The sequence below is a fragment of the Allosphingosinicella sp. genome (assembly GCF_036403745.1).
Classification (GTDB): domain Bacteria; phylum Pseudomonadota; class Alphaproteobacteria; order Sphingomonadales; family Sphingomonadaceae; genus Allosphingosinicella.
Map to the genome: position 1 here is coordinate 14323 of NZ_DASWQI010000037.1, position 20171 is coordinate 34493.

Below are 20171 nucleotides of genomic sequence, written 5' to 3' on the forward strand. Positions count from 1 at the left end.
GCTATAGAGGCGTAGGAACGGAAGCAAAACGGGAGATTAGCGCCCGAGCGCCTTCGCCAGCAATTCCCGCAGCTTGGCCACCGTCTCCCGCGAGCGGGGTCCGAGAATGCCGCGGGCCTGCTCCGGCAGGTGCGCGACCGGGTCGCCGTCCGTGCGGAAGACATAATGGTCGAACAGGGTGCGCCACGCGGCGAGCTCCCGCTCCGGCATGCCCTGCATGGTCATGATCGCGTGGTACAGCGCGTTGAGCGGCGTGAGGCGCGGCGGATCGCCGTCGCGCCACCAGAAATTGACCATCGCGCCGACCTCGTCGCGGCCGGCGACGGCGTGCCACCACAAGCTCGGCAGATAGAGCGCGTCGCCCGGGCCTAGCTCCGCCACCTCGGCATGCGCGAGGGCCTCGCGGAACCTCGGGTGTTGCTCGAAATCCGGCGCGTCGATGTCGACGAGGCTGGTCGGCTGCCCCGCCAGCGTGAATTCGAGCGGCCCGACATAGAGGTTGGGCAGCTGGTCCGTCGGAAACAGCGTGAAGCGGCGGCGGCCGACGACGACGCAGGCGAGGTTCTGCGCCAGGTCCCAATGCGCCGCCGTCCGCGTGCGGTTTCCGAGCCAGAGCGAGACGAGCATGTCGCGGCCCTCGTCCAGCAACGGCATCGGGATCTCGGAGCGGAAGCGCGGGAGGTGCTTCGCCACCGGAATCGCGCCGGCGTACATCGAATAGGGCGAAGCGTGGCCGCGCTGGCGGAGGAGCAGGTCGAGGAGCTGACCGACGGTGGCGAGGCGGCGGTCGTGGTTGAAGCCCTGGAAGTCCTCGGAATAGCCGAAGCGACCGCCGATCTCCGGGGCGCCGAACCACGCTTCGAAGGGCACCTCGTCGCCGCGGGCGCGGAGATAGTCGGCTACCTCCTCGTCCGATGTCCGTGCCGCGGCCACCGCCGCCCAGCCGGCGCAGAGCCCGCGGAGCACAGCCGGCCGCCCCGCCGGCACGATCTCCGCCTCGAACCGGGCGCGGTCGACGCCTTCATATTCGCGAATTGCGGGGAGGGAGCCCATGGCGCGTCCGCTTCTAGCCGAGCGCCCCCCGCTTCGCTAGGAGCGCGGCCATGACCGTTCCCCCCGAACTGCGCGAAGCCGCCCTCGTCTCCAAGGCTTGGCCGTATGAGGAAGCGCGCAAGATCCTCAAGCGCTACCCGAACGGCCCGGAGAAGGGCGAGATCGTCTTCGAGACCGGCTACGGCCCCTCGGGCCTGCCGCACCTCGGCACCTTCCAGGAGGTGGCGCGGACCTTGATGGTCCGCCACGCCCTCTCCGAGATGGTCGATTGGCCGAGCCGCCTCATCGCCTTCTCCGACGACATGGACGGCATGCGCAAAGTCCCGCCCGGCGTGCCGCAGCAGGATATGATGCACGCCCATCTCGACCAGCCGCTGAGCCGCGTGCCGGACCCCTATGGCTGCGGCCATGCGAGCTACGCCGCGCACAACAACAATCTGCTGCGGCAATTCCTCGACCGGTTCGACTTCGACTATGAATTCCTGTCCTCGTCCGACTGCTACACCAGCGGCCGATTCGACGCGGCGCTGCGGCAGGTGCTGCGGCGCTATGACGCCATCATGGACGTGATGCTGCCCACGCTGCGCGAGGAACGGCGGCAGACCTATTCGCCGATCCTGCCGATCAGCGCCGACAGCGGGGTGGTGCTGCAGGTGCCGGTGGAGGTGGTAGACGCCGAAGCCGGCCTCATCCGCTACACCGACCCTGCGACGGGGCGAGCGGTCGAGCAGTCGGCGCTCCGCGGCGGCGCCAAGCTGCAGTGGAAGGTCGACTGGGCGATGCGCTGGTACGCGCTCGGCGTCGATTACGAGATGTCCGGCAAGGATCTGATCGACAGCGTTACCCAGAGTTCCAAGATCGTCCGCATCCTCGGCGCCCGCCCGCCGGAGGGCTTCAACTACGAATTGTTCCTCGATGAGAATGGCGAGAAGATTTCGAAGACCCGCGGCAACGGCGTCACCATCGACGAATGGCTGACCTACGCGCCCGAAGAGAGCCTCGTCTTCTACCTCTACCGCGAGCCAAAGCGGGCGAAGCAGCTGAGCTTCGGCATCATCCCGCGCGCCGTGGACGAATATTACCAGGCGCTGGCCCTCTATCCGACGCAGGCGGTGGACAAGCAGCTCGGCAATCCCGTGCACCACATCCATGCCGGCAAGGTGCCCGAGGCACGCCTGCCGGTAAGCTTCGCTTTGCTGCTCAACATCGCGAGCCTGCCCGGCGTGGGTGATCGCAGCACGATCTGGAGCTTCCTCCACCGCTACAATCCAGCCCTGTCGGCCGAGGGCAATCCGGAGCTGGACAAGCTCGTCGGCTACGCGGTGGAATATGGCGCGCGCTTCGTCACCCCGTCGCTGCGCCGCCGCCCGCCCACCTCGGAGGAGGCAACGGCCCTGCGCGAACTCGACGCGCTCCTGGCCGACAATGCTGGCACCGGTCACGGCGAGGAGGATCCTGCCACGATCCTCCAGAACCACATCTACGAGATCGGCAAGCTCCATTACGGCAAGGAGCGCCTGCGCGACTGGTTCAAGGCGCTGTACGAGACCTTGCTCGGCAGCGACCAGGGCCCGCGCATGGGAAGCTTCATCGCCCTCTACGGCGTCGAGAACAGCCGCCGCCTGATCGCCGAAGCGCTCGCTTCCGCCTCCGGCCGGGACTAGGGCGGGGTCCATGACCGAAAGCGCGATCTCGATCGTCGGCCTCGAGAAGACCTATGCGGGCGGCAAGCGCGCGCTCGACGGGGTGAGCCTCGAAGTACCGCGCGGGCAGATCTTCGGCCTCCTCGGCCCGAACGGCGCCGGCAAGTCGACGATGATCAACATCCTCGCCGGCCTTGTGAACAAATCCGGCGGCACCGCGACGATCTGGGGCTTCGACATCGACGCGCATCCGCGCAACGCCAAGGTGTCGATCGGCATCGTGCCGCAGGAGATCGTCTTCGACCCCTTCTTCACCCCCTCCGAGACGCTCGAGATCCAGGCCGGCCTCTACGGCGTCCCGAAGGGCAAGCGCCAGACCGCCGAGCTGCTGCGCGCCATGCACCTCACCGACAAGGCGAATGCCTATTCGCGGACGCTCTCCGGGGGCATGAAGCGGCGGCTGCTGGTCGCCAAGGCGATGGTCCATTCGCCGCCCATCCTCGTCCTCGACGAGCCGACCGCGGGCGTCGACATCGAGCTTCGCCAGCAGCTCTGGGCCTATGTGCGCCAGTTGAACGAGCAGGGCGTGACCATCGTCCTCACCACCCATTATCTCGAGGAAGCGGAGAATCTCTGCGACCGCATCGCCATCATCAACCATGGCCGCCTGATCGCCAACGAGGAGACCCGCACCCTCGTCGGCATGGCGCAGGAGAAAGCGGTCGAGGTCACCTTCGACCGCGACATCATCCACGCGCCCGACGCAAGCTGCTTCGAGAAGATCGAGCGCAAGGGCGACCGCACCCTCGCCATCACCTACCGCAAGGACAAGGTGAATGCTGGCGAGGTGCTCGCCGCCCTGCAGCGCGAGGGCCTCGGCATCGTCGACGTCTCAACCCGCGAGGCGGACCTTGAAGACGTCTTCCTCAACCTGACCCGCGCCGCGGATGCGGCGGCGGATTGAGCCCTGCGCAACCCCTTGTCGAAGCGAGGGGTGTCGTGAGCCAGCAGCATGATTTCGACGTCGTCATCGTCGGCTCCGGCGCCGCCGGCCTGTCCGCCGCATTGACCTTGGCGCCGCACCTCAGGGTGGCGGTGCTGGCGAAGGGCGAGATTTCCGAAGGCTCCACCGCCTGGGCGCAGGGCGGGATCGCCGCGGTGCTGGAGCCGGGCGACACGTTCGAAAGCCATGTCGAGGATACGATCGTCGCCGGCGCCGGCCTCAACGACCGCCGCACCGTCGAGTTCGTCGTCGAGAACGCGCCCGCCGCGATCGACCGGTTGGCGGCGATGGGCGTCCCCTTTGATGAGGGCGGCGAGGCGGGGTGGCACCTCACCCGTGAGGGCGGGCACAGCCACCGCCGCATCGTCCACGTCGCCGATGCCACCGGCCGCGCGGTCCAGCAGGCGCTGGAGCAGGCGGTCGCCGCCCGCTCCAACATCACCCTCGTGCCGGACCGGGCGGCGATCGACCTCGCCACCGGCCGCCACACCGTCTCAGGCTCGGGCGAGAAGCGCGCCTGGGGCGTCTACGCGCTCGACAGGCGGAGCGGCCGCGTGGAGCTGTTCACCGCCCGCGCCACGATCCTCGCCACCGGCGGCGCGAGCCGCGCCTGGCTCTACTCTACCAACCCCAAGGGCTCGACCGGGGACGGCATCGCCATGGCCTGGCGGGCCGGCTGCCGGGTGGCGAACATGGAGTTCAACCAGTTCCACCCGACCTGCCTCTACAATCATGACGTCAAGAATCTCCTGATCACCGAAGCGATGCGCGGCGAGGGGGGCCATCTCCGCCTCCCCGGCAGCGGCCACCGTTTCATGCCGGACTTCGACACGCGCGCCGAACTCGCCCCCCGCGACGTGGTCGCGCGGGCGATCGATCACGAGCTGAAGCGGCTCGGCCTCGACTACGTCCACCTCGACATCAGCCATCGCGACCGCGACTTCGTCCTCGCCCACTTCCCGACCATCGCCGCGCGCCTGGCCGAGCCCGATGTCGGCATCGACATCACCCGCGAGCCGATCCCGGTCGTCCCCGCCGCCCATTATACGTGCGGCGGGGTGATGGTGGACCTGGACGGCCGCACCGACCTCGACGGTCTCTATGCGGCGGGCGAGGTGACCATGTCGGGCCTCCACGGCGCCAACCGCCTCGCCTCCAACTCCGTCCTCGAATGCCTCGTCTTCGGAGTCGCCGCGGCCGAACATATCAACGGCTCCTGGGACGACCTGCTGACGCCGCCGGCGATCAGGCCGTGGGACGAAAGCCGCGTCACCCATTCGGACGAGGAGGTCGTCGTCCATCACAATTGGCGCGAGATCCGCCGCTTCATGTGGGATTATGTCGGCATCGTCCGCACGACCAAGCGGCTCGAACGTGCCCTCAACCGCGTTGCCCTGCTCCGCCAGGAGACAGAAGACTATTACGGCCACTTCCGCGTCACCGCCGACCTCATCGAGCTCCGCAGCCTCGTCACCGTCTCGGAGCTGATCGTCCGCTCCGCCCTGACGCGCCAAGAAAGCCGCGGCCTTCACTATACGCTCGATTACCCCGAGTTGCTGCCGGAAGCGAAGGACACGGTGCTGGTGCCCTGACCACCTGTCGCTAGTGAAGTTCAATCCAGTTTGCGAAGAGGAATGTCTGCACTTCGCCTTGGTCGTCGATGAACTCTCGTACACCCCCTAGAATGGCTGGCTTGCAGAAATACGCTCCGTTCCGGAACCCAAAACTACCGATTTGCAAGGGAAGGTCCTTGGTCGCGCGCGTCCTAAATCCTGTCTTCGCCACCAGCCAACGCTCACCATTGGCCGTGACGACGCTCATCTCGCAATTCTCAAAACCTTGGTGCCGTATGAACGCCTCGGCAGATGGGGAAAGTTCCGTGGCGGATCCCCGCGCTGTCAGCGCAGCAGTAAGGAGCCTCCTAACGACAGACATTTGCTCGGGACTAAGGTCATTGAGACCGGAAGATCTTATCTCCTGATCCAGTGACCCGGATTCCCGATTCTGCGCGACTACCGGCTGGGCTGCCAAGGCAACGCTCCAGAAAATGATCCAAAAGTGCTTCCTCAATGCAGCCCCCTCGGCCTGTGCGCCAGAATTCTGGCCCGGGGCGGGTGCGAAGGGAAGCGGTTTATGGAGTTAAGAAACGCCGCAGCTCCTCCGCGAACCTTTGCGGCTGGTCGGCCATGACCATGTGGCCGCTGCCGTCGAGGCGCACCAAGGTTGCGGCGGGATCGGCCGCATAGGCGCGGCGGTAGACTCCGTCGGCGGTGGCCGCGAGGGGCGGGGCGGGGTTGGCATAGACCACCGTCAGTGGCGCGCGGATGCGGGGCAGCTCTGGCGTGAGGTCGGTCAGCGCCAGCTCGTGGGCGGCGCGGGCGACGACGTCGCGGTCGCTCCGCACGTTCACGGGCGCGTCGTTGCCGAACATGCGGACCGCCGAATCGATGAGGCCCTGGCCGAAGCCTGTTCCCGAGACGCTCTCCAGCATGTCGGCGAGGCCGCGGATGCCGCTGGCGCTCGAGCCGAGCAGCTCCGCCGGCTGCGGCAGCATGTCGACCACCATCGCCTTGCCGACCAGCTCCGGGTGCCGCGCCGCGAGCATCAGCGCCAGCGTGCCGCCCATCGAATGGCCGACCACAGCCGGACGGCGCAGGCGGTTGGCGCGAATGTAGCGGGCGATTTCCTCGGCAAGGGGTTCCACCACCGGCCCCTGCTTATTGCCGCGCGCGGGGGCGCCGGCGAAGCCGGAGACCTGGATGAGGTGGTAGCGATAGCCCGGTACGGCAGCGACCGCGCCGCGCCACACGTCCTTGGATGCGGTAAGGCCGGGGATCAGGATGACGTCTGGCCCGTCGCCGACCACTTCGACCGTGAAGCGGGTCGGGACGAACGCTGGCGCCGCCACTGCGGTCGGCGCGGCGGGGACCGCAGCGGGAGGGGCAAGCAGGACCGCGAGGAGGGGGGCGAGCGCTTTCACCATGATGTCATAACGCACGGGGCTTGAACGGGGGATTAGCCGGGCGTGTCGTCGCGCAGCAGCTTCAGGCGGCGGACCAAGGGCGCCATGGTCAGGCCCTGCACGAAGACGGAAAAGGCGACGATGGCAAAGGCGACCGGTATGATCTGGTTCCGCTCCGGCACCGAGGCGGGGATCGCCAGCGCCAGCCCCAGCGCCAGGGCGCCGCGCAGGCCGCCCCACCACAAAACGTGCTGGTACGGGCCCGGCACGCACAAGGCGGTGCGGCGAAAGACGAGCGCGACGGGGTAGACGGTCGCTGCCCGGCCCAGCATCGCCAGCACGATGGCGACGGCCGCGGCGGCGAGCACCGGCAGGATCGGCGTTCCGGCCTCCGTCCCGCCGATCAGGATGAAGATGAAGGAGTTGGCGAGGAAGGCGGCATAGTCCCAGAAATAGAGGATATTCGGCCGGCTCTCATCCGAGATGGAACCGGCCCAGCCGATATTGCCGACGATCAGCCCCGCCGTCAGCCCGGCGAGCACGCCGGAGGTGTGGAAATGCTCGGCGAGAAGGAACGAGCCGAAGGCGGCGAGGGTGGTGAGGGTGATCTCGACGAGGCGGTCGCTGGTCCGACCCGCGATGAGCAGGAGGGGGAGCGACACCGCCGCCCCCGCCGCGATCCCGCCGAGCGAAGTGACGAGCAGCTTCGTCCCGACCACCGGCACCGTCACCTCCGCGCCGCCGGCGATCACCACCAGCACCGCGAAGACCACGGCGGCGACGCCGTCGTTCAACAGGCTCTCCGCCTCGACGAGGAGGTGAAGCCGCGGCTCCACCGGCACTTCCTTGAACATGGCGATGACGGACACGGGGTCCGTGGCGGCGACGAGGATCGCGAAGAACGCGGCACCGAGCCAGGACCAGCCGATCAGGTAATGCATCCCCACCGCCACCACCGCGGCCGCCAGCAGCACCCCGATCGTCACCAGCACGCCGAGCAGGGGCAGCTCGCGGCGCAGCGGCTTCCAGGGGATCTGAATCGCCGCCTCGAAGATGAGCGGCGGCAGAAACAGGGTGAAGATCATCTCCGGCGTCAGCCGGACGTCGAAGCCGATCGGCAGCAGCGCCAGCGCCAGCCCCGCCGCCACCAGCCCGGCGCTGTAGGGCAGCTTCAGCCGCCGCGTGATCATCGCTACCAGGCAGGCGACGAACAGGATGAGGCCGAGCCGCGGGAAATCGAGGACGTGCATCGCCCGCGCTCAGCCCCTTGCCCGCCGGATGGTTGTTTCACCGGCCATATCGGCTAAATCCTCGTCCATGCCCCATCTCTACCTGGTCGACGGCTCGAGCTACATCTTTCGCGCCTATCATCGCCTGCCGCCTTTGACCAACCGCCACGGCCTCAACGTCGGCGCGGTCTACGGCTATACGACGATGCTGTGGAAGCTCGCCGAGAGCCTCCACAAGGAGGAAGGACCGACGCACCTGGCCGTGATCTTCGACGCCGGCTCCCACACCTTCCGCAACGAGATGTACGTTGAGTACAAGGCGCAGCGGCCGCCGCCGCCGCCGGACCTCGTGCCGCAATTCCCGCTGATCCGCGACGCCACCCGCGCTTTCTCCCTGCCCTGCATCGAGGAGGAGGGGCTGGAGGCCGACGACATCATCGCCTGCTACGCCAAGGCGGCGCTGGCGCAGGAGTGGAAGGTCACCATCGTCTCGTCCGACAAGGATCTGATGCAGCTCGTCGAGGACGGCCGGCTCGACCTCTACGACACGATGAACGACCGCCGGATCGGCCGCGACTATGTCGTCGAGAAGTTCGGCGTGCCGCCCGAGAAACTGGGCGACGTGCTGGCGCTGATGGGCGACAGCGTCGACAACGTTCCGGGCGTGCCGGGGGTGGGGCCGAAGACCGCGGCGCAGCTCATTCAGGATTATGGCGACCTGGAAAACGTCCTCGCCCATGCCGAAGAGATCAAGAAGCCCAAGCTCAAGCAGAATTTGATCGAGCATGCCGAAAAGGCGCGGCTGTCCCGGGAGCTCGTCCGCCTCGTCTGCGATTCGCCGCTGCCGGAGCCGCTCGACGCGCTGGAGATGAAGGGCATACCCGACGGGCCACTGCGCGAGTTCCTCGAGGAGCAAGGCTTCAAGGCGCTGATCAACCGGCTGAACGGCGGCGCCCAATCGGCGTCGCAGGCGGCCTCCACCTCCCCGTCCGAGACGCCCCGCCAGCGGGAGGTGCGGCCGGAGCCGAAGATCGACCGCGCGCTCTACGAAACGGTGACGACCTTGGCCGACCTCGACCGCTGGATCGCTGAGGCGCGGGCGCAGGGCTTCGTCGCCGTCGATACCGAGACCGACGGCTATGACTGCGTGACGGCAAAACTCGTCGGCATCAGCCTCGCCACCGAGTGCAACAAGGCCTGCTATGTCCCGCTCGAACATGGCGGCCACGATCTGCTCTCCGAGCGGCCCGAGCAGATTCCCGCCGCCGAGGCGCTGGCGCGGCTGAAGCCGCTGCTCGAGGATCCGGCGATCCTCAAGGTCGGCCACAATTTCAAGTTCGACTGGATTGTTTTCGACCGCCGCGGCATCTGCGTAACGCCCATCGACGACAGCCTGGTGATGAGCTTCGACCTCGACGCCGGCGGGCTCAACAGCCACGCCATGGACGATCTCGCCAAGAAGCATCTCGATCACCAGTGCATCGCCTACAAGGACGTCTGCGGCTCAGGCCAGAAGCAGATCAAGTTCAACCAGGTGCCATTGGACCGCGCCACCGAATATGCCGCCGAGGACGCCGACGTCACGATGCGGCTGTGGAAGCGCTTCAAGGCGCGGCTTCCCTATGAGCGGGTGACGCAGGTCTATGAGAGCGTCGACCGGCCGTTGGTGCCGGTGGTGGCGCGGATGGAGCGCGAGGGCGTCAAGGTCGACCGCGACGAACTGGGGCGGCTCAGCCAGGAATTCACCACGCAGATCGCTGCCCTCGAGGACCAGATTTGCGGCCATGCCGGCTGCCAGTTCACCATCGGCAGCCCCCAGCAACTAGGCGATGTCCTGTTCAACCAGATGGGGCTGAAGGGCGGCCGCAAGGGCAAGTCCGGCACCTGGTCGACCGACGTCACCGAGCTCGAGCGGCTGTCGCGCGAAGGGGTGCCGATCGCGGCCTTGGTGCTCGAATGGCGGCAGCTCTCCAAGCTCAAGTCGACCTACACGGACGCGCTCCAGCAGCAGATCAACAAGGAGACGGGGCGGGTCCACACCTCCTACTCTCTCTCCGGCGCGCAGACGGGGCGGCTGTCCTCGACTGACCCCAATTTGCAGAACATCCCGATCCGCACCGAGATCGGCCGCCGCATCCGCGACGCCTTCATCGCGGAACCGGGCCACGTCATGCTCTCGGCCGACTACAGCCAGATTGAGCTCCGCCTCGCCGCGCACATGGCCGACGTGCCGCAGCTGAAGCAGGCCTTCGCGGAAGGGGCCGACATCCATTCCCTGACCGCGCAGGAGCTGTTCGGCGAGGTCACCCGCGACACCCGCGCGTCGGCGAAAACGATCAACTTCGCCATACTCTACGGCATATCGCGGTGGGGCCTCGCCGGCCGCCTCTCGATCACCGCCGAGGAAGCGCAGGCGATGATCGACCGCTATTTCGAGCGCTTCCCCGGCATCCGCGATTATATCCACGCCACGCTGAGCTCGGTGCGCGAGACCGGCTTCACCACCACCCTGTTCGGCCGCAAGACCCATTTCCCGTCTATCCGCGCCAAGAACCAGGGCGAGCGCCAGGGCGCCGAGCGCGCCGCGATCAACGCGCCGATCCAGGGCACCAGCGCCGACATCATCAAGCGCGCCATGGTGCGGATGGGCCCCGCCCTGCGCGCCGAAGGCCTCCACGGCACGCGCATGCTGATGCAGGTCCATGACGAACTGGTCTTCGAAGTCCCCGAAGCCGAAGTGGAGGCCGCGACCGCGACCATCCGCCGCGTCATGGAGCGCGCCGCCGAGCCGGCCGTGACGCTCGACGTGCCGCTCGGCGTCGATATCGGCACCGGGCTGAACTGGGGCGCGGCGCATTGACGGCGGCCCCGGCCGCGCCTGCCGACGATATCGCCGCCCTCGCCCGCGGCGGCCGCACCAACTTCTTCGGCTTCGTGCTGCGGCTCGCGGCGCGGCTTCCCTTCCTGTTCATCGCGGGAAGGCTCTACGGGCCGGAGCTGCTCGGCCGCTTCGCTTATGCCGTCATCGTCGTCGAGTTCGCTGCCCAGGTCGCCACGCTGGGCTTGAAGCGCGGGCTCGCCCAGCAGCTGGCCGAGACCGACCAGCCGCACGTCTGCATCGTCTTCGACGCGATGCTGGCGGCGCTGATCGCCTCGGGGGCGGCGTCGATCCTCCTCATCGTGTTCCCGCAGGCGGTCTATCCGCCCCATGGCGTCATGCACGGCAGCGAGTGGCTGCTTCCCCTCGTCGTCTTTCCGGTGGCCGGGTGCGACATCGCGCTGGCGGCGCTCGCCTACCGCCACAACGTCCGGGCAACGGTGACGGCGCGGGCTCTGGTCGAGCCGTGGACGATCAGCATCGGCGCCGGCCTTCTCTATTTCATCACGCCGCGCGACGGTCTCATCATCGCCTACGCTTTGTCCGAAGTGGCGGCGCTGGCCGCGGCCGTCGTGCCGCTGCTGCGCAGCTATGGGCTGCCGCGAGGCTGGAAGCCGCATCCCGGCAAGCTCCTTGCGGTGGCGCGGCGCAACGTGCCGCTCGCCGCTGCTGACGCCATCGAATGGGGATCGCGGCGGCTCGACATCGCGATTCTGAGCCTGCTCCTGCCGGTCGCAGTCGCCCCTTATTATGTCGGCGTCTATTATATCGCGCAGCAGGTCGCGACGCTGCCGCAGAAGCTCAAGACCAGTTTCGACCCCATCCTCGCCCCGGTCATCACCAAGCGCTTGGCCGAGGGCAACCGCCCGGCAGTGGCGCGGCAGGTGCGGCAGGTCGGCTTCTGGATCGTCGCCGCGCAGACCGGGGTGGCGCTGGCGCTCGGCATCCCGGCCAAGGCGGTGATGGCGCTGATCGGCGCCAAGTTCGTCGCCGGCACCGCGGCCCTGGTCTTCCTCCTCGCCGGCGAAATCGCAGCGGCGACGGCGGCAGTGTCCGAATCGGCCCTGGTCTACGTCGCCCGGCACCGCAATTTGATGATCTCGCTGCTCGTCATCGCCGTCGAGGCGGTGCTCGCCGCCGGCTTCATCCTCGCCGCGCGCGCGGCCGGGCTTCCGGAAAGCTGGCAGGCCGCCTCGGCCGCGCTGGCGCTCCTCCTCGCCCTTGGGCTCGGCTCAATCCTCAAGGCGCGGCTGCTGTCGCGGCTGCTCGAGGCGCCGGTGCAGCCGTGGCGCTGGCCGCTCTTCTGGGCCGCGGCGGGGGCGACTTTGGTCGGATGGCTGTTCAGCCTGCTTCCCAACAGCCTGGTCTGGATCGACCTCGCCATCGGCGTGCCCGGCATCCTCGCTACCTTCGCCATCATCGTGTGGAAGCGCGGCTTCACCCACGAGGACCGGGTGCTGTTCCGCTCGGTCCGCCCCCCGGAGACGCCGGGGCCTTAGAGCGCTCAGGACGACGGCCCCTCTTCTGCCTCCCTGCCGCGCGGCGGCGGGGAGGGGGACCACCGAAGGTGGTGGAGGGGTCAGTGCCCCTGCCGTCGCCGCCTGGCGCGAGAAACGTTGATGCTCCTGCGGTTACCCCTCACCACCTTCGGTGGTCCCCCTCCCCATCTGGCGATGGGGAGGCAGAAGGGCCGCCTCGACTACACCCGCGCGCTTCGCCCTCGTGACGTCAATGCCGGAAGTGGCGCATCCCGGTGACGACCATCGCGAGGCCGGCTTCGTCCGCTGCGGCGGTTACTTCGTCGTCGCGGATCGAGCCGCCGGGCTGGATCACCGCCGTTGCCCCCGCCTCGACGGCGGCGAGAAGGCCGTCGGCGAAGGGGAAGAAGGCGTCCGAGGCGACCGCCGAGCCGATGGTGCGGGGCTCGCCCCAGCCCGCCTTCTCGGCCGCGTCGCGCGCTTTCCACGCCGCGATGCGGGCGCTTTCGAGGCGGTTCATCTGCCCGGCGCCGATGCCCGCGGTGGCGCCGCCCTTCGCGTAGACGATCGCGTTCGACTTGACGTGCTTGGCGACGGTCCAGGCGAACAGGCAGTCGGCGAGCTCCTGCGGGGTCGGGGCCCGCTTCGTCACCACCTTGAGCGCCTCCTCCGTCACGCGGCCATTGTCGCGGGTCTGGACGAGATAGCCGCCGGCGATCGCCTTCAGCGTCAGGCCGGGCCGCGCCGGATCAGGCAGCGCGCCGCTGAGCAGCAGCCGCAGATTCTTCTTGCGCGCGAAGATCGCCCGCGCCGCCTCGTCGGCGTCGGGCGCGATCACCACCTCGGTGAAGATCTGCGTCATCGCCTCGGCCGCCGCGGCGTCGATCGGCCGGTTCACGGCAATGATGCCGCCGAAGGCCGACACGGTGTCGCAGGCGAACGCCGCCTCATAGGCTTCGACGAGAGTGGCGGCGCGGGCGACGCCGCAGGGATTGGCATGCTTGACGATGACGCAGGCGGGATCGCCGTCGCGAAATTCCGAGACCAGCTCGAGCGCCGCGTCGGCATCGTTGTAATTATTGTAGCTCAGTTCCTTGCCCTGCACCTGCTCCGCCTGGGCGATGCCGCGGCCGTGGGGGCCGATCGGGAGGTAGAGCGCCGCCTGCTGGTGGGGGTTCTCGCCATAGCGCAGGTTTTGCCCGCGCTTCATCGTCAGCGGCAGAACATCGGGGAAGAACTGGCCCTGGTCCCCGAAGGCGAACCATTGGGCGATCATCGAATCGTAGACGGCCGTCGCGGCGAAAGCCTTCGCCGCCAGATACTTGCGGAACTCGAATGACGTCACGCCGTCACCCTCGTCCAGCGCACCGATCAGCGCCTCATAGTCGCCGGGATCGGTGACGATCGCGACATAAAAGTGGTTCTTCGCGGCCGAGCGGACCATCGAGGGTCCGCCGATGTCGATATTCTCGATCACCTCGTCCCGGCTCGCGCCCCGCGCCACCGTCTGCGCGAAGGGGTAGAGATTGACGACCACGAGATCGATCGCGCCGATGCCGTGCGCCTCCATCGCCGCGGCGTGCTCGGCATCGTCGCGCACCGCCAGGAGCCCGCCATGGACCTTCGGGTGAAGCGTCTTGACCCGCCCGTCCATCATCTCGGGAAAGCCGGTCAGCTCGGAGACGTCGCGCACGTCGAGGCCCGCCTCGCGCAGCGCCTTCGCGGTGCCGCCGGTCGAGACCAGCTCCACGCCGTGCCGCGCGAGCGCCCGGCCGAGATCGGCAAGGCCGGTCTTGTCGGAAACGGACAGCAGAGCGCGCTTCACTTTCACCTGGTCCGGCACGCACTCACTCCCGTCGTCAGCTTGCGCGGCGCAATACCCACCCGATGGTCGTGCCGTCGAGCGGAGTCTCGCCCGCGATGACCAGTTGCGACCCGGCCTGCGGGGCGCCCTCGCCGTCTATCCACAAGCTGTCCTCGATCGTCAGCCGCCCGCCGCGGCAGCGGAACTGCCACACCGTACCGCCCCGCACCCGCAGCAAAGCGCCCTGGCCGTCGGCGGTGCTCGCCGCCTCGACCGCGGGGGCGAGATGGAAGCGGGCGGTGAACGGCACCGCGTCGCCCTTCCTGCGGCGGCCGGCGGGGGCGAGCACGTCCTGGCCGCGCAGCTCGCGCCCGTCCGCCGAGAGGGTGAGCTGGCGCTGGTGGGTGAGGCCGAAGCGGCGGACATAGCCGTCGTGCATCCCCTCCACCGTCGCGACTCCGCCGGTCTCGTCGCGGACCAGCTCGACCTGCGTGACGCCCTTGCCAAGCGAGCCGTCCTCGAGGATGGCGGTCGAGTTGCGGTCGCCGAGCGTCAGCGTCGAATGGGCCGCCGTTGTGCGCAGCGCCCTGGTGAGGTCGGCGGGCAGCGCGTCGGCGGCAACGCCGGGACCGCCGCAATTGACGATGATCCGGTGGGCGCCGTCGCTCATTTCGAAGGCCAGCGTCGAGGCCGAGGCGGACGAGGGCCCATGCCCCGCCGGCGGCGGCGCCGCGTCGACGATGACCACGCTGCCTTTCGCCTCAACCCGCTGATACCCCCATCCCCGCGCCTGCCGCAGCGGCCGGGCGCGGACGCCTGAGCCTTCCACGGCCGCGGCGATGCGCCGCCTGGAGAGGGGATTGCCGCCCTGCCAGCTGGACAGGGCTTCGTCTCCCAGCGTCGTCCCCAGCAGGGCCGCGACGGCGCCGGCCATCGCATCCGCCACCGCGTCCGGCAGCTCGGCCTGGCCCGCATTGTAGGCGGCGCGGAGCTGGGCGAGCGTCTCGACGAGCATGAGCTGCTCGACCGGCGAGCGGCTGACGAGGCCGCCATCCTCGGTCAGCGAGGCCTCCAGCGCCCGCACCAGCCCCGCTTCGGCGCGGCCGAGGCGGGCCGGCCCGCCTTGCAGGACGAGCGCCGACGCGGCGAGGCCGGCCCAGGCCGTGACCCGGCCAAGGCCCGGCGCCGGGCGGTCGGCGTATTTGCCGATATGGCGGCTCACTTTCGCGAGGTGGCGCAGCACCGCGGTCCGATAGGCGGCATCGCGGCTCGACAGGATGTACGGCGCGTAAGCAGCCCAGAACAGGATGCGGCGCCCGGCATTGTCGGGCCGCCAGGCGGGCTCGGCCGCCTCCTCGCCGTGGACCCTGAGCCAGGCCTCGACGATCCGCTCGGCGCGCTTCGAGCCGCGCTCGCGGGTCGCGGCGGCGGCGAGATCGCGCAGCCAGGCGAAGCTGTGGATCCGGTCGGCGAGGTCGCGCGGCATGTCGCCGGTGCGGGCGAAGTCGATCCGCTCGACCGGGATGCGGTCGCCGCGATGGAGCAGCGCGCCCTTGAGCAGCGCCTCGCCCGCGGCCTTGTCCCCGGCGACGGGGTCCTTCGGCACCGCCACCAGCTTGAGCGGCGGGCGGCGGCCGATCGTCGGCAGGGCGAAGCGGCGGAGGCGCCATGCCAGCCGGTCGAAGAAACCGGTGCCGCCCTCGTCGCCGGCGCGGATCATTTGGCGGGCGGAATCGATCGGCGCCTCGCCGCCCGGGCCGATCTTCTCGAGCAGGCTCATCCCCGCAGCCCTGCGATGTTCGCCGCATAGGCCGAGGGTCCGCCGCGGAAGGTGGTGGTGCCGGCGACCAGCACGTCCGCCCCCGCCTCGATCGCCTGCCGCGCCGTCTCGGCGTCGATGCCGCCGTCGACTTCGAGGTCGATCGGCTTGCCGAGCTTGTCGATCTGCTTCCGGATGGCCTCGATCTTGCGGAGTTGCGAGGCGATGAAGCTCTGCCCGCCGAAGCCGGGATTGACGCTCATCACCAGGACGAGGTCGACCTCCTCCAGCACGTAATCCAGCATCTTCGCGGGCGTCGCGGGATTGAGCGCCACCCCGGCGCGCTTTCCCAGCGCCCGGATCCCCTGCAGCGTGCGGTGGAGGTGCGGCCCGGCCTCGGGATGGACGGTGATGATGTCCGCCCCCGCCTCGGCAAAGGCCTCGAGGAAGGGGTCCACGGGCGAAATCATCAGGTGGACATCGAACGTCTTCGCCGTGTGCGGCCGCAGCGCCTTCACCACGGAAGGGCCGATGGTGATGTTCGGGACGAAATGCCCGTCCATGACGTCGACATGGATCCAGTCCGCCCCGGCCGCGTCGACGGCGCGCACCTCCTCGCCGAGCCGGGCGAAATCGGCCGAGAGGATCGAGGGGGCGATGCGGACGGGCTGCTGCACGCGCAAAGGATTAACCGTGTGCGGTGGGCGCGGCAAGGAAGCCGCCGCGACTTATCCCCCGCTAAGAACGGGTGAAGCGGGCGATGAAGAAACCGTCGGCGCCGCCCTGCTCCAGCCACAGGCCGGGGAGGGTGCGGACGCAGCCGTTTGGCGTCGGCACCTCCGCGGGAAGCTCACCCGGCCCGACTGGCACCACCCGGAAGTCGCTGCGGGCGGCGAGGAAGGCGGCGATCACCTCCTCGCCCTCCTCGGGCTCCAGCGAGCAGACCGAATAGACGAGGGTTCCGCCCGGCTTCAGCCACTCCGCCGCGCGGGCCAGCATAGCCGCCTGTCCCTCGGCGAGCTCGGCAATGGCGCGCTCGCGGACGCGGTGGAGCACTTCGGGGTGGCGGCGGAAGATGCCGGTCGCCGAGCAGGGCGCGTCGAGGAGGATCGCATCGACCGGCTCGGGCGGCTGCCACTTGAGGAGATCGGCCACGACCACCTCGGCGGCGAGGCCGGTGCGGGCCATATTCTCCTTGAGTCGTGCGAGACGACTTTGCGAGGCGTCGACGGCGGTGACTGCAAAGCCGGCGGAGGCGAGCTGCATCGTCTTGCCGCCCGGCGCGGCGCACAGGTCGAGCGCCGTCCGCCCCCCGCCCGGGCCAAGCAGCCGCGCCGGGATCGAGGCGGCGACGTCCTGGACCCACCATTGCCCCTCGCCATAGCCGGTGAGCCCCGCCACCGCCGTCCGCGACGGCAGGCGGAGGTGGCCCGGCATCAGGCTCAGCCCCTCCATCTCGGGCGCGGCAACGGGGGCGAAGCACAGGTCGAGGGGCGGCGGCACGGCGAGGAGCCGCGCGGCCGCTTCGGCGACGGTCGCGCCCCAATTGCGCTCCCAGCGGTCGCCCACGCGGGCGGGAAGGGTCGGCACTTCGGGCAGCCCCGCTTGCTGCCGGGACAGCGCGCCGAACACGCCGTGCACCAGCCGCTTCGGACCGCCTTCGACCAGCGGCAGCACGGTGGCGATGGCGGCATGGGCCGGCGTCCCCATCGCCAGCGCCTGGACCAGCGCGATGCGCAGCGCGAACCGCGCCTTGGCGTCATCGGGCAGGCGCTTCTTCGTCGCGCCGTCGATCAGGGCGTCGAGGTCCGGCAGCCGGCGCAGCGCCTCGGCGGCGATGGCGTGGGCGAAGGCGCGGTCGTCGGCGCGTTCGAGATCGCGCGCAGCGACGTCGAGCGCCGCCTCGAGCGGCAGCCCCTTGCGGAGCACGGCCTCGAGAAGGCGCATCGCGGCGCGGCGGGAGGCGGTGCCCTGGGCTTCATCCATCTTGCATGTGCGCCTGCCACAGCCGACATGCGCGGTCTAGGAGATGCGCCATGGGCCAGCGCCCGCCCCAATTGCAGCCGCCGAAACACTGGACCCGCAGCGAGCCTCCGGAGCCCGCCCCTCCCGTCGAGGCGGAGGAGCAAGGCGGGCCCAAGGGCGAGGAGCCGACCCGCTATGGCGACTGGGAGAATCACGGCCGCGCCTGGGATTTCTGACGTCACCCGCCCAGCCGCCCAGCCCTCCAACCGTCATCCCGGCGCCGGAATCTCGTGGGGTGAAAAGGAATGACGCCTTTGCCGCAGGGAGATCCCGGCTTTTCCGGGATGACGTTATATCCCTTCTGGCCGTAATGGCCGCGACAGGAGCCGCTCCACCACCTCCTCAACGCTCGCCTCGCCCGCCAGCAACGCACACACCGCAGCGATGATCGGCATGTCGACCCCCGCGGCGCGCGCGGCGCGATTCAGCACCGGCGCGGTGAAGGCTCCTTCGGCGACGGTGCGGCGATCCGCCAGAAGCTCGGCAGCGGTCCGCCCCTCCCCCAGGCCCTTGCCGAGGCTGAAGTTGCGCGAGCTCGTCGATGAGCAGGTGAGGACGAGGTCGCCGAGACCGGACAGCCCCGCCAGCGTCTCCGCGCGGGCGCCTCTCGCCAGGCCGAATCGCGTCATCTCCGCGAAACCGCGGGAGATCAAAGCCGCGCGCGCGTTGAGGCCGAGCCGCCGCCCCTCGACCACGCCGCAGGCGATGGCGAGCACGTTCTTAACCGCCCCGCCGATCTCCGCCCCGGCGACGTCGTCGGAAAGATACGGCCGGAACCATGGCCGGGCGATGCGGGCGCGGAGGCGCTCGCCCACCGCGCGGTCCTCCACCGCCAAAGTCACCGCCGCCGGCAGCCGCGCCGCCACCTCGTGCGCGAAGGTCGGGCCCGACAACACCGCCACCGGCGCATCGGGCTGCGCCTCGTGGGCGACGTCGTGCATCAGCTTCATCGTCGCCTCCTCCATCCCCTTGGCGCAGAGGATGAGGGGCATCGACAGGCGCGGCATGCCGGCGAGGACCGAGCGCATATGCTGCGCCGGCGTGACGACGAGGAGGGCGTCGCAACCAGCCAGATCGCGAAGGTCCGAGGTGGCGCGGATCGCCGGGTCGAGCGGTACGCCGGCGAGGAACAATGCGTTTTCGTGCCGGGCGTTGACGGTCTCCACCACCTCCGGCTCGCGCGCCCACAGCAGCGTCTCGCCGCCCTCGGCACAGACTTGTGCCAGTGCAGTGCCCCAGGCCCCCCCGCCGAGAATTCCGACCCTCACGCCTTCACCCCCGCCCCACGCACGCGCTCGGCATCGGGGTCGAGCGGCCACCGCGCCCGCGCCGGGGCTTCGAGGCCGTCGACCAGCCCGGCCTCGAAGCGCAAAGCCCCGGCCCAGGCGATCATCGCCGCATTGTCGGTGCACAGCCACAACGGCGGCGCGACGAACGGCAGGCCGTGGCGCTGCGCCAAGCCGGTTAGGGCGCCGCGCACCGCCGTGTTCGCCGCCACGCCGCCGGCGACGACCAGCGCCGTCGCCTCGGGTACGGCGGAGAGGGCGCGGGCGGTGCGGTCGACGAGGCAGTCCACCACCGCCTGCTGGAAGGAGGCAGCGATATCCTCGGCACGGTAGTGCCCGCTTTCCCGCGCCCGCAGGACGGCGCTCTTCAAGCCGGCGAAGGAGAAATGCGGCTCCGGCGACCCGAGCAGCGGGCGCGGCAGCGGGACCGCCTTCGCATCACCCGTCGCCGCCGCCCGCTCCACGGCGGGCCCGCCGGGAAAGCCGAGACCGAGCAGCTTCGCCGTCTTGTCGAACGCCTCGCCCGCGGCATCGTCGATCGTCGTGGCGAGGCGGCGGTAGCGGCCGAGTCCCTCTACGAACAGCAGCTGGCAATGCCCGCCCGACACGAGCAGCAGCAGGTAGGGAAAGGCGAGATCGGGCGCAGTCAGCATCGGCGAGAGGGCATGGCCTTCGAGGTGGTTGATCGCCACGAGCGGTTTGCCCGCGGCCAAGGCCAGCCCCTTCGCCGTCACCAGACCCACCATGACGCCGCCGATCAGTCCCGGCCCGGCAGTCGCAGCCACCGCATCGACCTCGGACAGCGCAACCCCGGCCTCCGCCAGCGTCGCCTCGATCAGCCCCGGCAGAATCTCGACATGCGCCCGCGCCGCAATCTCCGGCACCACGCCGCCGAAGGGCGAATGCGCCGCCTCCTGGCCGGCGACGCGGCTGGCGAGGATGCGCCGGTCGTCCGTGACCAAAGCGACCGCCGTCTCGTCGCAGGAGGATTCAATGCCGAGGATCAGGCTCATCCCCGCTTCCCTGCCACCGCGGTAGCGGCTAGCACAAG

The 20171-nt window shown here is 69.6% G+C and carries 16 protein-coding genes; 6 read left to right on the forward strand and 10 right to left on the reverse strand.

Going from position 1 to position 20171, the window contains the following annotated elements:
* Positions 1 to 36: 36 nt before the first annotated feature.
* Complete coding sequence (locus VGC56_RS04780) at positions 37 to 1053, reverse strand: cupin-like domain-containing protein (protein ID WP_464123575.1); 1017 nt, start codon at positions 1051 to 1053, stop codon at positions 37 to 39.
* A 50-nt stretch (positions 1054 to 1103) separates the two neighbouring features.
* Here VGC56_RS04780 and VGC56_RS04785 point away from each other — a divergent pair, with 50 nt between their 5' ends.
* From VGC56_RS04785 to nadB, 3 genes are read left to right on the forward strand one after another with little or no spacing between them, the layout of a single operon-like run.
* Positions 1104 to 2717, forward strand: a complete 1614-nt coding sequence (locus VGC56_RS04785; RefSeq protein WP_464123576.1) for a lysine--tRNA ligase — start codon at positions 1104 to 1106, stop codon at positions 2715 to 2717.
* A 10-nt stretch (positions 2718 to 2727) separates the two neighbouring features.
* Positions 2728 to 3660 (forward strand): ABC transporter ATP-binding protein, encoded by a 933-nt coding sequence (locus VGC56_RS04790; RefSeq protein ID WP_464123577.1) that lies wholly within the window; start codon positions 2728 to 2730, stop codon positions 3658 to 3660.
* A gap of 35 nt (positions 3661 to 3695) precedes the next feature.
* Positions 3696 to 5291, forward strand: a complete 1596-nt coding sequence (nadB, locus tag VGC56_RS04795) for an L-aspartate oxidase (RefSeq protein ID WP_464123578.1) — start codon at positions 3696 to 3698, stop codon at positions 5289 to 5291.
* A gap of 10 nt (positions 5292 to 5301) precedes the next feature.
* On the opposite strand, the gene VGC56_RS04800 is transcribed toward nadB, so the two are convergent.
* The 3 genes from VGC56_RS04800 to VGC56_RS04810 form a co-directional block, all read right to left on the reverse strand.
* Complete coding sequence (locus tag VGC56_RS04800; RefSeq protein ID WP_464123579.1) at positions 5302 to 5520, reverse strand: hypothetical protein; 219 nt, start codon at positions 5518 to 5520, stop codon at positions 5302 to 5304.
* Positions 5521 to 5830: 310 nt separating this feature from the next.
* On the reverse strand, positions 5831 to 6682 hold the full coding sequence (locus VGC56_RS04805; RefSeq protein ID WP_464123580.1) for an alpha/beta fold hydrolase: 852 nt from the start codon (positions 6680 to 6682) through the stop codon (positions 5831 to 5833).
* A gap of 32 nt (positions 6683 to 6714) precedes the next feature.
* Positions 6715 to 7911 carry a cation:proton antiporter gene (locus VGC56_RS04810; RefSeq protein WP_464123581.1) on the reverse strand — a complete coding sequence of 399 codons (1197 nt, stop codon included), beginning with the start codon at positions 7909 to 7911 and terminating at the stop codon, positions 6715 to 6717.
* Positions 7912 to 7978: 67 nt separating this feature from the next.
* On the opposite strand from VGC56_RS04810, the gene polA reads away from it, so the two are divergent.
* A complete protein-coding gene (gene polA / locus VGC56_RS04815) occupies positions 7979 to 10750 on the forward strand; it encodes a DNA polymerase I (protein ID WP_464123582.1) in 2772 nt (923 codons plus the stop codon).
* Complete coding sequence (locus VGC56_RS04820) at positions 10747 to 12267, forward strand: lipopolysaccharide biosynthesis protein (RefSeq protein ID WP_464123583.1); 1521 nt, start codon at positions 10747 to 10749, stop codon at positions 12265 to 12267. The genes polA and VGC56_RS04820 overlap by 4 nt, the downstream gene beginning before the upstream one ends.
* Positions 12268 to 12496: 229 nt before the next feature.
* Here VGC56_RS04820 and purH read toward each other — a convergent pair whose 3' ends face one another.
* From purH to VGC56_RS04840, 4 genes are all read right to left on the reverse strand, one after another.
* Positions 12497 to 14089, reverse strand: a complete 1593-nt coding sequence (gene purH, locus VGC56_RS04825; protein ID WP_464123584.1) for a bifunctional phosphoribosylaminoimidazolecarboxamide formyltransferase/IMP cyclohydrolase — start codon at positions 14087 to 14089, stop codon at positions 12497 to 12499.
* A 16-nt stretch (positions 14090 to 14105) separates the two neighbouring features.
* Entirely contained in the window at positions 14106 to 15830 is a 1725-nt protein-coding gene (locus tag VGC56_RS04830; RefSeq protein WP_464123585.1) for a heparinase II/III family protein, read from the reverse strand.
* On the reverse strand, positions 15827 to 16486 hold the full coding sequence (rpe, locus tag VGC56_RS04835; protein ID WP_464123586.1) for a ribulose-phosphate 3-epimerase: 660 nt from the start codon (positions 16484 to 16486) through the stop codon (positions 15827 to 15829). The genes VGC56_RS04830 and rpe overlap by 4 nt, the downstream gene beginning before the upstream one ends.
* A 61-nt stretch (positions 16487 to 16547) precedes the next feature.
* Entirely contained in the window at positions 16548 to 17795 is a 1248-nt protein-coding gene (locus tag VGC56_RS04840) for an RsmB/NOP family class I SAM-dependent RNA methyltransferase (protein ID WP_464123587.1), read from the reverse strand.
* Positions 17796 to 17845: 50 nt separating this feature from the next.
* On the opposite strand from VGC56_RS04840, the gene VGC56_RS04845 reads away from it, so the two are divergent.
* Positions 17846 to 18010, forward strand: a complete 165-nt coding sequence (locus VGC56_RS04845; protein WP_464123588.1) for a DUF1674 domain-containing protein — start codon at positions 17846 to 17848, stop codon at positions 18008 to 18010.
* 114 nt (positions 18011 to 18124) lie between these two features.
* On the opposite strand, the gene VGC56_RS04850 is transcribed toward VGC56_RS04845, so the two are convergent.
* On the reverse strand, positions 18125 to 19102 hold the full coding sequence (locus tag VGC56_RS04850) for an NAD(P)H-dependent glycerol-3-phosphate dehydrogenase (RefSeq protein WP_464123589.1): 978 nt from the start codon (positions 19100 to 19102) through the stop codon (positions 18125 to 18127).
* A complete protein-coding gene (gene tsaD, locus VGC56_RS04855; RefSeq protein WP_464123590.1) occupies positions 19099 to 20133 on the reverse strand; it encodes a tRNA (adenosine(37)-N6)-threonylcarbamoyltransferase complex transferase subunit TsaD in 1035 nt (344 codons plus the stop codon). The genes VGC56_RS04850 and tsaD overlap by 4 nt, the downstream gene beginning before the upstream one ends.
* Between the last annotated feature and the right edge of the window lie 38 nt (positions 20134 to 20171).